This is a genomic window from Bradyrhizobium sp. 1 (assembly GCF_023073315.1).
Taxonomy (GTDB): Bacteria; Pseudomonadota; Alphaproteobacteria; order Rhizobiales; family Xanthobacteraceae; genus Bradyrhizobium.
The window spans coordinates 479,410-492,666 of sequence record NZ_JADPJH010000002.1 but is presented as its reverse complement, the minus strand read 5'-3'; the positions used below and the strand labels follow the sequence as shown (position 1 = coordinate 492,666).

Here is a 13,257-nt window from a genome sequence, read left to right as displayed (position 1 = left end):
GATCGGCCTCAGAGGATGCGCGAGAAGATCACGTAGAGCGTTCCCGACAGCAGGATGGCGACGGGCAGGGTCAGCACCCAGGCCATCACCATGTTCCTGATGGTGGCGATCTGGAGACCCGAGCCGTTCGCGGCCATCGCGCCCGCGACGCCTGACGACAGCACGTGCGTTGTCGACACCGGCAGGCCGAAATTGTCGGCGGCAGCGATGGTGGCGGCGGCGACGAGTTCGGCGGAGGCGCCCTGTGCGTAGGTCAGGTGCGTCTTGCCGATCTTCTCGCCGACGGTCACGACGATGCGCTTCCAGCCGATCATGGTGCCGAGGCCGAGCGCGATCGCCACCGCAACCTTCACCCAGGTCGGGATGAACTTGGTCGCGCTGTCGAGCCCGCCCTTGTAGGCGTTCAAGGTCGCGACCTCTTCCTTGCTGAGATCGTTTTCCTTGTCCTTCATCAGGAAGCGGATCGCTTCCGAGGTCAGGTACATGTCGTTGCGGGTGTTGCCGACCACTTCGGCCGGCACCTTGTTCAGCGAGCCGTACTTCGCGACCTGGTCGCCGACATCCTTCACCAGCACCGCCAGCGAAGGATAGGTGCCTTCGGCGATGTGATGCGAGGTGATGTACTGCGTCACCGCGGGACGGGGGTCGCCGATGATGCTGTGGCCGGCGCCCTTGGCCGCAACCACCTTGGAGGCGGCTTCCGAGACCTTCTGGAACTGGGCGACCTGCGACTCCGGCAAGGCGCGATTGAGCGCGTAGGCCGTCGGCACGGTGCCGATCAGGATCAGCATGATCAGGCCCATGCCCTTCTGGCCGTCGTTCGAGCCGTGGGCGAAGCTGACGCCGGTGCAGGTCAGGATCAGCAGGCCGCGAATCCAGATCGGCGGGGCCTTGTTGCCCTCAGGCGCGGTGTAAAGCGCCGGGCTCTTGATGATCATCTTGAGCAGCAGCAACAGGACCGCGGCGCAGACGAAACCCACCAGCGGCGACAGCAAGAGCGCATAGCCAATCTCGGTGGCCTTGCCCCAATCCACGCCCGAGGTGCCGTCGCGGCCGCGCATCATTGCGTTGGCAACGCCGACGCCGATGATCGAGCCGATCAGCGTGTGCGAGGAGGAGGCCGGCAGGCCGAAATACCAAGTGCCGAGGTTCCAGAGGATCGCGGCGATCAGCAGCGCGAACACCATGGCGAAGCCGGCGCCGGAACCGACCTGCAGGATCAGTTCAACCGGCAGCAGCGAGACGATGCCGAACGCCACGGCGCCGGTCGAGGTCAGCACGCCGAGGAAGTTGAACAGGCCGGACCACATCACCGCGAATTCCGCCGGCAGCGAATGGGTGTAGATCACGGTCGCGACCGCGTTGGCCGTGTCATGGAAACCGTTGACGAACTCGAAGCCGAGCGCGATCAGCAGCGCGACGACCAGGAGCATGTAGGGGACGTAGCTCGTGACCTTGGTGCCGGTCGCATCAACATCGGAATAGATGCTGTAGGCGACATAGAGCAGGCCCACGGCAAGGATGCCGAAGAAAAGAATCATGGTGAGCGGGTTAAAACCCTTGTCGAGATTGGGCCGCGAAGCCGGCTGGACGGGCGACGGATCGCCTATAGCCCTGTCAAATGTTGCATCGGTCATTTTTGGACGCCCCTTAACTTATTGGAGGGGCTATTGTCCGCGATGGATTTGAAGGCTGGATGACAGCCTGCGTCTTAAAGTCGCTTTCTCACCGGTATTTAGGCGGCGTGTGCGGCTTTCCTCTGCAAACGGGCCGCGATCTTCAAATCTTCGACAAAGCGCTGATATTCCAGCACTTTGGCCTCCGGATCGGGCAGCCGCAGCAGATAGGATGGGTGCACCGTCACCAGAGCCTTGCGCCCGTCGGGCAGGTCTATGAGCCGGCCGCGGGTCTTTCCGATCGGAGTGATCTTGCCGAACACGCTTTGCGCGGCGGTGGCGCCCATGGCGACGATGAGTTCGGGCTGGATTGCCGAAACTTCCCGCTCATACCATTGCCGGCACGCCCGGATCTCCGGCGTCGCCGGCTTCTGATGCAGGCGGATTTTTCCGCGCGGCACGAATTTGAAGTGTTTGACTGCGTTGGTGACATAGACCTTCTTGCGGTCGACACCGGCTTCCGCAAGCGCGCGGTCGAGCATCTGGCCGGCCGGGCCGACAAAGGGATGGCCGGCAAGGTCTTCCTTGTCGCCGGGCTGCTCGCCGACCAGCATGATGGTGGCATCCTTCGGACCTTCGCCGAACACGGTCTGGGTCGCGTCCTTGTAAAGCGGGCAGGCGCGGCAATGGGCGGCTTCCTCGCGGAGCGCTTCGAGATTGTCGGCAGCAAGCTTGCGTGTCATCGGGGCCTCCGGCCGCTTCTGAGGCTTGTGCGGATCGGTTGCGGCATTGGCGATCATGGCGCCGGTCATGCGTTCGGCGTCCTCGATCAGAGGCTTAATGATCGAAGCCTCGGGCAGGTTCCTCCAGTATTTCTTCGGCATCTCGCTCTGCATCGCCTTCACCTTCAACCGCGCCGGATTGAAGATGCTGGCGTAGTAGCGCCGCCAGGTTTCCTCCAGCCGGTCTTCGCCCGGAGCCTCGCTCTTGCTGACGCCCGGTGTGAAGGTGAGGGCGTGGCCGTCCCAATGCGCGCAGAGGTCGGGCGTCAGGATCGACCAGGGCATGTCGGCAAAGCGTTTGGCGAAGAACGGCGCGGCGAGCTCGACGATGTGATGTTCCGGCTCGAACCAGGCGACGTAGTGTGCGGCGCGTTCCCGGCCGATCTCGCGGAAGCGCACGAAGGCATGCATCTTGTGCTCGTCGCGATGGACCGCTCTTGCCATGGCTGTGACTTGCGCGACATCAGGATCGGTCGCGACCTCGATGAGATCGTGATTGTCCTTCAATCGCCAGAGCAGGCGATAGAGGATCGCGAAACGCTCGCTGTCGCGATGCAAGATTGTCGATTTCGCGAGATCGACGAATTTGCCTGATACGTTGAAGGTGCCCTCGTTCACCTCGAGGATCGGAGACGGCGCGGGCGGTGCGAACAACTCCGCTTCGCCGCCTTGCACGGCCCAGGTGACATCGGTGGGCTGCACGTGATGCAGCACGAGGTGACGCGCGGCTTTGCGCCAGCCGGCGAAATCGGTTTCGGTGTCGAGGATGATGTACTGCATCAAAAGCCAAACCCCAATTGTGTTGCCTTCGGCTTGAACCGCTCGATCAGCCGCGCCTCGTCGAGACGATGCGGTGAGGGGCGGTGATCGCTGAGCACGATGAACGGCAGCGCCTTGTTGCGAGGCACGTGCAGCCGCGCGAGATCGGAGAGGCGGATCGTGGTGGTGCGGCGCGTCGCGATGATGCATTCGACCGCCTTGGTGCCGAAGCCGGGCACGCGCAACAGCTCCTCGCGGCTGGCGCGGTTGACGTCGAGCGGGAAGCGGTCGCGGTGGCGCAGCGCCCAGGCGAGTTTCGGATCGATGTCGAGCGGCAGCATCGCGCTGTCGTCGACGATCTCGCCGACGTCAAAACCGTAGAACCGCATCAGCCAGTCCGCCTGGTAGAGCCGGTGCTCGCGCAGCAATGGCGGCGCGCGCAGGGGCAAAGCGCGGCTGGCATCGGGGATCGGGCTGAAGGCGGAATAATAGACGCGCCGCAGCCGGTAGGAGCCGTAGAGATTGGCGCTGGTGTGGAGAATGGTGTGGTCGGAGGCGCTATCTGCGCCGACGATCATCTGCGTGCTTTGGCCGGCCGGCGCAAAGCGCTGCGGTTTTGTCTTTGTTTTCGCCGCGCGGCCTTCCTCTGCTTCGTCCAGCTTCAGCCGCAGCCGGCCCATGGTGCGCCGGATCGCGCGCATATCCTTCTCGGGCGCGAATTGCTGCAGGCTGGTCTCCTCAGGCATCTCGATGTTGATGGAGAGGCGGTCGGCATATTTGCCGGCCTCCGTAATCAGCGCGTCGTCGACCTCGGGAATGGTCTTGAGATGGATGTAGCCGCGGAAGTGATGCTCCTCGCGCAATTTGCGCGCGACGCCGACCACCTGCTCCATCGTGTAGTCGGGGCTGCGGATGATGCCGGAGGAGAGAAACAGCCCCTCGATGTAATTGCGCCGGTAGAAGTCGAGCGTGAGCTTGACCACCTCATCGATGGTGAAGCGGGCGCGCGGCACGTTGGAGGAGGTACGGTTGACGCAATAGAGGCAATCGTAATTGCAGGCGTTGGTCAGCAGCACCTTGAGCAGCGAGATGCAGCGTCCGTCCGGCGCGTAGGAATGGCAGATGCCCATGCCCGGCGCGGTCGAGCCCATGCCCTTGCCGTCGCTGGAATCCCGCTTCTCGGTGCCGCTGGAAGCGCAGGACGCATCGTACTTGGCGGCGTCCGCCAGAATTTCCAGCTTGCGTTGTACGTCCATCCCGGAATCCCTTTGATTTAACGTACGAATCCGGATGAGCACCAATTCGATTGACTCACCCGGTCCCGTTAGCTTTATATTAGAACATATCATGAACAAATGAGCCAGTCGCAGGTTCTTATTTTTGAGAGCCTCGGCAATCACCCCTGAAGGAGCGGCGAGCATGAGCGGCGCACGTCTAAGCGCGCTTGCAACCTTGCGCGGCCAGATCGAGCGCATCGAGACGACGGAGGTCGTGCATCAGCAGGATCGCGTCGCGCTCGGCCACAGCGAGGTTGATGGCGCGCTGCAGGGCGGGCTCGCGCGCGCGGCAATCCATGAAGTGTTTTGCGAAGGGCGTCAGGGGGTGGCCGCGACGGGTTTTGTCACCGGGCTTGCGGGGCGCGTGACGGCGCGTAAGCCGCTGCTATGGGTGCGTCAGGACTTTTCAGAGATAGAGACGGGCGCGCTGTCGATGAGCGGGCTCGCCGAGATCGGCCTCGATCCGCGCCGCGTGGTGATGGTGCGCGCCGCCGATGTCGAGAGCGCGCTGCGTACCGCGGCCGACGCGCTTGCCTGCGATGCGCTGGGTGCCGTCGTGCTCGAGCTCTGGGGCGAGACCAGGCAGTTCGATCTGGTGGCGAGCCGCAAGCTGACGCTGGCCGCGCAATCGTCCGGCGTCACCGGTCTGCTGCTGCGGATGGCGGCGCAGCCGCTGCCCTCGACTGCTGAAACGCGATGGATGCTGCGCGCGGCGCATTCGCCGCCGGGTTCAGCATGGAGCATCTGGGGCGCGCCACGCTTCGATGCCGAGCTGTTGCGCAATCGTCATGGCCCGTGCGGCCGGTGGATCATGGAATGGAAGTGTGATGAGTGCCAGTTCAGTGAACCGCCGGCGTATCCTCAGTCTGTGGCTGCCGCGCCTGCCCATCGACCGGATCCAGCGTTTTTTCAGCAGCGCCGGGCTGGTTAAGAACAATGATCCCAGCATTGTCGTCATCAAGGACAACAATGCGCTGGTGATCCATGCGCTGGACGAGGCCGCTGAGCGCCTCGGCTTGTATATCAGTCAGCCGCTCGCGAATGCGCGGGCGATGTGTCCGGATTTAAAAGTGTTCGACGCCGATGTCGTGGCCGATGCGAAGACGCTCAGCGACATCGCCGACTGGTGCGACCGTTTCACGCCGCTGGTGGCGCTCGATGCGCCGCACGGGCTGTTCCTCGACATCACCGGCTGCGCACACCTGTTCGGCGGCGAAGCCGCGCTGTTGCAGACGCTGATCCGGGCGCTCGATCGGCAAGGCTTTGCCGTCAGCGCAGCGATTGCCGGCACCTCGGTCTGCGCGCGTACGCTGACGCGGCAGGCGCCCGGCATCATCGTCGCCGATGGCGGGGAGGCGGCGGCGATCGACCGGTTTCCGGTGTCCGCGCTCGGTGCGGGCGAGGCCATCACCACCGGCCTGCGCCGTGCCGGCCTGAAGACCATCGGCGATGTCGCCTCGCGCGCGCCGGGCGAAATCACGGCGCGGTTCGGCGCACGGTTCTCCACGCTGCTCGCGCATGCGCTGGGGCAGGGCGATGCGCCGATCAGTCCACGAAAGCCGTTGCCCGACTACATCGTGGAGAAACGTTTCGCCGAGCCGATCGCGACCGACACCATGATCGCGATGACGCTGTCGCGACTCGCCGACACGTTGATCGCGTCGATGGAGAAGCAGGGCAAGGGCGCGCGCCGGCTGGAGGCCGCGTTCTTCCGCACCGACGGCGTGGTGCGCGCGATCATGGTCGAGACCGGACGGCCGGTGACGCAAAGCAAAGTTATCGACCGCCTGTTCCGCGAGCGGCTCGATGCGCTCGCCGATCCCCTCGATCCCGGCTTTGGCTTCGACATGGTGCGGCTGTCGGCAAGCCGGACCGAGATCGTGGTGCAGGAGCAGCGCGATCTCGACGCCCATGTCCACGACAATGACGAGCTTGCCGCGCTGATCGACCGCATCGCCGCGCGCATCGGGGGAAAACGCGTCGTCGTGCATTTGCCTGAGGATACCCATATCCCCGAATGCGCGGTGCTGGCGGCACCGGCACAGCATCATCTCGCCGCCGCCATGCAGGCGGAATGGCCGGCCCGCGCCGAGAGCGAGCCGCCGCTGCGCCCGCTCAGGCTGTTCGACAAGCCCGAGCCGATCAAGGTGCCATTCGCGACCGTGCCCGACGGTCCGCCGCACCAATTCACCTGGCGCCGTGCGCTGCATGCGGTGGTGCGGGTGGAAGGGCCGGAGCGCATCGCGATGGAATGGTGGCGGCAGGACGGCAAGCAGTTGACGCGGGATTATTTTCGCATCGAGGATGCCGAGGGCCTGCGCTTCTGGATTTTTCGCGATGGTCTCTACGAAGGAGAGGTGTTCGACGGCGACGGCAAGCCGGCTTCTCCGGGCTGGTATGTGCACGGTCTCTTCGCATGACGACATCAGCTTATGCCGAGATCGGCATCACCACGAACTTTTCTTTTTTGCGCGGCGGCTCTGATCCGCGGGCCTATGTGCATCAGGCCAGCAAGCTAGGCATTCCCGTGATCGGCATTGCCGACCACAACACGCTTGCCGGCGTGGTGAGGGCATGGAACGAGCTCGACAATGACAAGGTGTTGCACAAGCCAAAGCTGCTGATCGGCGCGCGCATCGTCTTCATCGACGGCACGCCCGACATTTTCGTCTACCCGCGCGACCGCGCCGCCTATGGCCGGCTGTGTCAGCTTCTCACACGAGGCAAGCGCGGCGACGACATCACGCGGATCGAAAAGGGCGAATGTCGTCTTACCTTCGCCGATCTTCTCGAGTTCTCGGAAGGCCAGCTCCTGATCCTGACGTTGCCGCATCGTTTCGAGCCCGAACAGGCGCTGGATGTTCTCGCAAAATTGAAAGCGAGCCGCGCCGAGGGCGTGTGGCTGGCGGCGAGCCTGATCTATCGCGGCGACGACCGCCGCCGTCTGGCAGGGCTCGATGATCTCGCCGCCAAAGCAAAGGTGCCGCTGCTCGCCACCAACGAGGTGCTCTATCACGATCCCGGCCGCCGTCCGCTTCAGGACGTACTCACCTGCATCCGGGAAAAGACCACGATCGAGGCGGTCGGACGAAAGCTGGAAGCCAATGCCGAGCGCTTCTTGAAGACGCCCCGCGAGATGTCCCGCTTGTTCCGCGATGTCCCCGCGGCGATCGCGGAGACGATGCGTTTTGCGGACAAGATCAATTTCTCGCTCGACCAACTCAAATACCAGTATCCGGACGAGCCGGTGCCGCCGGGCAAGACCGCGCAAGGGCATCTGGAGGATCTGACCTGGGCGGGCGTCGACAAATACTTTGGCAGTATCGAGAACATTGACGCAAAGCTGCACGCCACGCTGAAGAAAGAGCTCTCGCTGATCGCCGAGCTGAAGTACGCGCACTATTTTCTCACCGTGCACGACATCGTCCACTATGCGCGCAGCCAGAACATCTTGTGTCAGGGACGGGGATCGGCGGCGAACTCGGCCGTCTGCTACGTGCTCGGCATTACCTCGGTCGATCCGACCAAGGTCGATCTGCTGTTCGAGCGCTTCATCTCCAAGGAGCGGCTGGAGCCGCCTGACATCGACGTCGATTTCGAGCACTCCCGGCGCGAGGAGGTGATGCAATATGTTTATCGCCGCTATGGTCGCCACCGCGCGGCGATCATCGCCACCGTCATCCATTACCGTCCGCGCAGCGCCATCCGCGATGTCGGCAAGGCGCTGGGACTAACCGAGGACGTCACCGCCGCGCTCGCGGATACCGTCTGGGGCAGCTGGGGCAAGGGCCTCAACGACATGCAGGTCAGGCAGGCCGGGCTCGATCCGCAAAATCCCATGATCAATCTCGCGGTCGAGCTTGCGACCGAGCTGATCGAATTCCCGCGCCATCTCTCCCAGCATGTCGGTGGCTATGTGCTGACGCAGGACCGGCTCGACACCTATGTGCCGATCGGTAACGCCGCGATGGACGACCGCACCTTCATCGAATGGGACAAGGACGACGTCGACGCGCTCAACATGATGAAGGTCGACGTGCTCGCGCTGGGCATGCTGACCTGCATCAGGAAATGTTTTGATCTGATCGCGGACCACAAGGGCAGACGTTACGAGCTTGCGGACATAAAATCGGAGGATGACGACGAAGTTTATCAGATGCTTCAGCGAGGGGAATCGCTCGGCGTGTTCCAGGTCGAGAGCCGGGCGCAGATGAACATGCTGCCGCGCCTGAAACCGCGAACCTTTTACGATCTCGTCATCGAGGTCGCGATCGTGCGGCCGGGTCCGATCCAGGGCGACATGGTTCATCCGTATTTGCGGCGGCGGAATGGTCTGGAAAAGGTGAGTTATCCCTCGCCGTCGCCGGACCACGGCGACAAGGACGAGCTTTACAATGTGCTGCACAAAACGTTGGGCGTGCCTCTGTTCCAGGAGCAGGCGATGCGCATCGCGATCGAGGCAGCGAAATTCACCTCCGAAGAAGCCAACGGCCTGCGCCGCTCGATGGCGACCTTCCGCAATGTCGGCACGATCGGCCAATACGAGGAGAAGCTGATCGGCAACATGGTCACGCGCGGCTACGACCCTAATTTTGCTCGTAGCTGTTTTGACCAGATTAAGGGCTTTGGCTCCTACGGTTTCCCGGAGAGCCATGCTGCGAGCTTTGCGCAACTCGTCTACATCTCGTCATGGCTGAAGCATCACCATCCCGACGCATTCTGCTGCGGTCTCCTGAACTCGCAGCCGATGGGCTTTTACGCGCCCGCTCAGATCGTCAGCGATGCCCGCAAGAACGGCGTCGAGGTGCGCGACATCGATGTGTCCTACAGTTTTGCTCAGAACACACTGGAGAATGGTGACGGAAAATACTGCGCTGTGCGTCTGGGCTTCCGTCAGATCGACGGCTTTCATTGGCTCGATCCGGATGAGGAGTTCCTCAAAGAGGAGCAGGCGAAACGGCAAGGCAAGGAATACGTCAAGCAGGAAGATTGGGCTGACTGCATCATCAAGGTCCGCAACCGGCGCAGCTTTACTTCGCTCGAGGATTTCGCCCGCGACACCGGCCTGCCCAAGCGCGCGCTGATCCTGCTCGCGGATGCCGACGCGTTCCGCTCGCTCGGGCTCGATCGCCGCGAGGCGCTGTGGCAGGTGCGGCGGCTGCCCGACGATGTTGCACTGCCGCTGTTCGAGGCGGCGACCGCGCGCGAGCAGCCGGACGAGCACGCGCAGCCGTTGCCATTGATGCCGCGTTCCGAGCAGGTCGTCGCGGACTACCAGACCATCCGGCTGTCGCTGAAGGGCCATCCGATGGAATTCCTGCGCGAGATGTTTTCGCGCGAGCATATCGTCGCCTGCAAGGAGATCAGCCACGACAACGAGCGGCGCCGCGTTCGCTGCGCCGGCGTGGTGCTGGTGCGGCAGCGGCCGGGCAGCGCCAGCGGCGTCGTGTTCATGACGCTGGAGGACGAAACCGGCATCGCCAATGTCGTAGTGTGGCCCAAAGTCATGGAGCAGTACCGCAAGGAGGTGATGGGTGCGCGCCTCATCGAGGTTCAGGGCTATATCCAGAGCAGCCCCGAAAAGGTGACGCATCTGATCGCCCAGCGCATGATCGACCGCTCGCACGATCTGGTCAGCCTCGCCAACGATGCGCTGAGCCGCAAGCATCCGGTGCCGGCAGGCGCCACCGTGATCGAGCCGCTCAACGAAGACCCCCGTGCGCTTGCGGACATGCCCGCGCAAAAACACCGCCACCCCCGCAACGTCCGCATCCTGCCGCCGTCGCGGGATTTTCATTGAAGTGGTGGCGCGGGCTTCCGCCACAACATCATTGCGAGGAGCTCTTGCGACGAAGCAATCCAGACTGTCGCCGCGGAAAGATTCTGGATTGCTTCGCTACGCTCGCAATGACGAGTTTGCGGAGACGACCGAGTACCCAACTCTCGGTCGTTACGCTCCCTAAAAATTCACCCGGTTCGAGATCGCCCCGTCCACGACGAGATTCGATCCCGTGGTGAACCCCGACACCGGGCTTGCGAGAAACACCGCCGCGCTCGCGATCTCCTGCGGCGTTGCCATCCGGCCCGTTGGATTGCGCTTCATCGCGTCGTTGTAACGTTCTGGCGCGTTCTGCTCGATCATGTTCCAGACGCCGCCCTTGAAGTAGACGGTGCCGGGCGACACGACATTCACGCGGATTTTCTTCTTTGCGTATTGCCGCGCCAATCCCTTGGCCATGTGGATCAGCGCCGCCTTGATCGGGCCGTAGGAGCTCGCGAAATCGGCCTGCGCCGCCGCGATCGAGGAGATGATAACGAAGGCGGCATCGCCGCTCTTTTCGCCGCTGGCCTCCAGGAACGGCCGCGCGGCGTCGAACGCATGCACGGCGCCGAGCACGTCGAGCCGGAAATTCTGCTCCCATGATGCGGGATCATGGCCTTGCGCCATGGCGCCGGCATTGGCGAACAGCAGGTCGATGCCGCCGAGCTCCTTTGCCACGCCCTCGACCCATGCCTTCAGCGCCGCGCCGTCGGTGACGTCGACCGTGCCGCCAGCGGCGCGGATGCCGTTCGCCTTCAGCTCAGTGACGGTCGCCGCAACCTGCTCCGCGTTGCGCGCGCACACCGCGACATTGGTGCCTTCACCAGCCAGCGTTGCCGCAATCGCCCGCCCGATGCCACGCGTGCCACCGAGCACGACGGCGATTTTTCCTTTGAGACCGAGATCCATTGTTTGGTTTTCCTTCTTGTTGGTGCAGGGAGTGTAGCCGCTTCAGGAGAGACGCAGAAGCCTCCACAACATCATTGCGAGCGCAGCGAAGCAATCCAGAAGTGCAACCGAGGAAACAGTCTGGATTGCTTCGTCGCAAGAGCTCCTCGCAATGACGGCGGAAAACAGCGCCCCTCACTCCGGCGCCGCGCCCACCGGCGGGCCGCCGGGCGGGCGGTGCAGGAAGGTCAGCGAGGCGTAGGCGCCGGCCCAGGAGCCGATCGCCGCGAAAGCGACATAGAACGCATTTTCCGTGTAGCTGATCACCGCGTAGGAGGAGAGCATGTACCAGACGGCGCTCCAGTTGGCCGCTGGCACGCGTTTTCGCGCGATCACGGCCGAGGTGAACATCACATAGACTGCGTCGGTGGCCGCCGTTGCGACGAACACGGCGCCGGCGGTGAGGGGATCGATGGCGGCCATTGCATTCCTTTATGTGCTAATGCGATGGCTGCAAAACTACAGCATGATCCTGAAAAGTGCGCAGCGGTTTTCCGAAAAGATCATGCTTAGACTTGAAAGGGAGAGAAGCGGACATGCAAAGCCCCGCCGACATTCTCAAGGGTATCTGGACTTCCGCCGGCGGCGATAAGGCCGCGCTCTCGTGCGTGCGGCTGACCGGGGAGGAGCCGCAGATCCCGTCCTCGTTCCGCGTTGCCGTGGCCGGGCAGGCGACGATCGCCGCAGCTGGCCTCGCCGCCGCCGAGATATGGCGCCTGCGCAGCGGCGTGGCGCAGGACGTCACTGTCGACATGCGCCACGCCGTCGCCGAATGCCGCTCCGAGCGTTATTTGCGTCTCGACGACAAGCCGCCGCCTCCGGCCTGGGACGCCATCGCCGGCGTCTACAAGACCGGCGACAACCGCTTCGTCCGCTGCCACACCAATTTTCCGCATCACCGCGATGCCGTCTGCAAGGTGCTGGCTTGCGAGCCTGAGCGCGAGCAGGTGCAGGCAGCGTTGATGCAATGGACGGGCGAGGATTTTGAAACTGCGGCTTATGCTGCCGGCGGCGTCGTTGCCCTGATGCGCTCTTACGACGAATGGTCGGCGCTGCCGCAGGCACGTGCGCTTGCCGAACTGCCGCTGATCTCGATCGAGAAGATCGGCGAAGCCCCGCCAAAGCCGTGGCCTCAAGGCGATCGTCCGCTTGCCGGCCTTCGTGTGCTCGACCTCTCCCGCGTCATCGCAGGCCCGGTTGCCGGCCGCACGCTCGCGGCGCATGGCGCGGATGTGCTGCTGGTGTCAGGGGCGGAGCTGCCTGCCATTCCCTGGCTCACCATCGACACCGGTCGCGGCAAGCTCACGACGTTTATCGCGCTGAAGAGCGAGGCGGGCAGGGCGCAATTGCGCGAGCTCCTGAAAGAAGCCGACATCTTCTCGCAAGGCTATCGCCCGCGTGCGCTTGCCGCCCTCGGCTTTTCGCCCGAGGACGCCGCGAAGATCAATCCCGGCATCGTCTATGTCACGTTGTCGGCCTATGGCCATGCCGGCCCCTGGGCCGAGCGGCGCGGCTTCGATTCCCTGGTGCAGACCACCACCGGCTTCAACCACGCCGAAGGGCAGGCCGCCGGCATCGATGGTCCCAAGGAATTGCCGGCGCAGATGCTCGACCACGCCACCGGCTATCTGATGGCGCTCGGCGCGATGATGGCCAAGGTCCGCCAGGCCGGCGAAGGCGGCAGCTGGCATGTGCGCGTATCGCTGGCCCAGACCGGGCGCTGGCTGTGGAATCTCGGCCGGCTCGACGGGGGGCTGAATACCCCGGATCTTACGGGCGAAGCCGTACATGCTGCGTTCATCGAGAGCGTGCCATCTGGCTTTGGCACGTTGAAGGCGATGCATCATTCGGCGCTGCTGTCGAAGACGCCGGCGCAATGGAGCCGTCCGGCGATGCCGCTCGGCAGTCATCCCGCGAAGTGGCCGGCGCGAAACTGACGTGAAGCTGACGTGTCGCAAAATTTTAACGTAAACCGAAAGGCGCCCGGCGTTTTTTAGGTTGTTTGAAATCTCAATTCAGCACTATTAGCGCGACCGATGAGGCAGTCGTTTGCC

9 protein-coding genes are annotated in these 13,257 nt (G+C 63.6%); 4 read left to right on the top strand and 5 right to left on the bottom strand.

Annotated elements, in window-relative coordinates; all coding sequences use genetic code 11:
• Window positions 1-8: 8 nt before the first annotated feature.
• The 3 genes from IVB29_RS02185 to IVB29_RS02175 form a co-directional block, all read right to left on the bottom strand.
• Entirely contained in the window at window positions 9-1,637 is a 1,629-nt protein-coding gene (locus IVB29_RS02185; RefSeq protein WP_247501743.1) for an inorganic phosphate transporter, read from the bottom strand.
• A gap of 98 nt (window positions 1,638-1,735) precedes the next feature.
• Window positions 1,736-3,178 (bottom strand): UdgX family uracil-DNA binding protein, encoded by a 1,443-nt coding sequence (locus IVB29_RS02180; RefSeq protein ID WP_247501742.1) that lies wholly within the window; start codon window positions 3,176-3,178, stop codon window positions 1,736-1,738.
• Entirely contained in the window at window positions 3,178-4,413 is a 1,236-nt protein-coding gene (locus IVB29_RS02175) for a putative DNA modification/repair radical SAM protein (protein WP_247501741.1), read from the bottom strand. Before IVB29_RS02175 ends, IVB29_RS02180 begins: the two co-directional genes overlap by 1 nt.
• A 163-nt stretch (window positions 4,414-4,576) precedes the next feature.
• Here IVB29_RS02175 and IVB29_RS02170 point away from each other — a divergent pair, with 163 nt between their 5' ends.
• From IVB29_RS02170 to IVB29_RS02160, 3 genes are read left to right on the top strand one after another with little or no spacing between them, the layout of a single operon-like run.
• On the top strand, window positions 4,577-5,365 hold the full coding sequence (locus IVB29_RS02170) for a DNA repair protein (RefSeq protein WP_247501740.1): 789 nt from the start codon (window positions 4,577-4,579) through the stop codon (window positions 5,363-5,365).
• Entirely contained in the window at window positions 5,262-6,854 is a 1,593-nt protein-coding gene (locus IVB29_RS02165; RefSeq protein WP_247501739.1) for a DNA polymerase Y family protein, read from the top strand. The genes IVB29_RS02170 and IVB29_RS02165 overlap by 104 nt, the downstream gene beginning before the upstream one ends.
• Window positions 6,851-10,234 carry an error-prone DNA polymerase gene (locus tag IVB29_RS02160; protein ID WP_247501738.1) on the top strand — a complete coding sequence of 1,128 codons (3,384 nt, stop codon included), beginning with the start codon at window positions 6,851-6,853 and terminating at the stop codon, window positions 10,232-10,234. Before IVB29_RS02165 ends, IVB29_RS02160 begins: the two co-directional genes overlap by 4 nt.
• 159 nt (window positions 10,235-10,393) lie before the next feature.
• Here IVB29_RS02160 and IVB29_RS02155 read toward each other — a convergent pair whose 3' ends face one another.
• Both IVB29_RS02155 and IVB29_RS02150 read right to left on the bottom strand, forming a co-directional pair.
• Window positions 10,394-11,164, bottom strand: coding sequence for an SDR family oxidoreductase (locus IVB29_RS02155; protein WP_247501737.1), 771 nt, complete (start codon window positions 11,162-11,164; stop codon window positions 10,394-10,396).
• 174 nt (window positions 11,165-11,338) lie between these two features.
• On the bottom strand, window positions 11,339-11,626 hold the full coding sequence (locus IVB29_RS02150; protein ID WP_247501736.1) for a hypothetical protein: 288 nt from the start codon (window positions 11,624-11,626) through the stop codon (window positions 11,339-11,341).
• Window positions 11,627-11,739: 113 nt separating this feature from the next.
• Between IVB29_RS02150 and IVB29_RS02145 the strand changes: the two genes are divergently transcribed.
• The gene (locus tag IVB29_RS02145) at window positions 11,740-13,140 is read left to right on the top strand and encodes a CoA transferase (protein ID WP_247501735.1); all 1,401 of its coding nucleotides are present in this window, start codon (window positions 11,740-11,742) and stop codon (window positions 13,138-13,140) included.
• The last annotated feature ends 117 nt before the right edge of the window (window positions 13,141-13,257 follow it).

What these genes read in the sequence shown, in the direction of transcription:
- IVB29_RS02185 (WP_247501743.1), bottom strand. Translation starts at nt 1,637, where the DNA reads ATGACCGATGCAACATTTGACAGGGCTATAGGCGATCCGTCGCCCGTC.
- IVB29_RS02180 (WP_247501742.1), bottom strand. Translation starts at nt 3,178, where the DNA reads ATGCAGTACATCATCCTCGACACCGAAACCGATTTCGCCGGCTGGCGC.
- IVB29_RS02175 (WP_247501741.1), bottom strand. Translation starts at nt 4,413, where the DNA reads ATGGACGTACAACGCAAGCTGGAAATTCTGGCGGACGCCGCCAAGTAC.
- IVB29_RS02170 (WP_247501740.1), top strand. Translation starts at nt 4,577, where the DNA reads ATGAGCGGCGCACGTCTAAGCGCGCTTGCAACCTTGCGCGGCCAGATC.
- IVB29_RS02165 (WP_247501739.1), top strand. Translation starts at nt 5,262, where the DNA reads ATGAGTGCCAGTTCAGTGAACCGCCGGCGTATCCTCAGTCTGTGGCTG.
- IVB29_RS02160 (WP_247501738.1), top strand. Translation starts at nt 6,851, where the DNA reads ATGACGACATCAGCTTATGCCGAGATCGGCATCACCACGAACTTTTCT.
- IVB29_RS02155 (WP_247501737.1), bottom strand. Translation starts at nt 11,164, where the DNA reads ATGGATCTCGGTCTCAAAGGAAAAATCGCCGTCGTGCTCGGTGGCACG.
- IVB29_RS02150 (WP_247501736.1), bottom strand. Translation starts at nt 11,626, where the DNA reads ATGGCCGCCATCGATCCCCTCACCGCCGGCGCCGTGTTCGTCGCAACG.
- IVB29_RS02145 (WP_247501735.1), top strand. Translation starts at nt 11,740, where the DNA reads ATGCAAAGCCCCGCCGACATTCTCAAGGGTATCTGGACTTCCGCCGGC.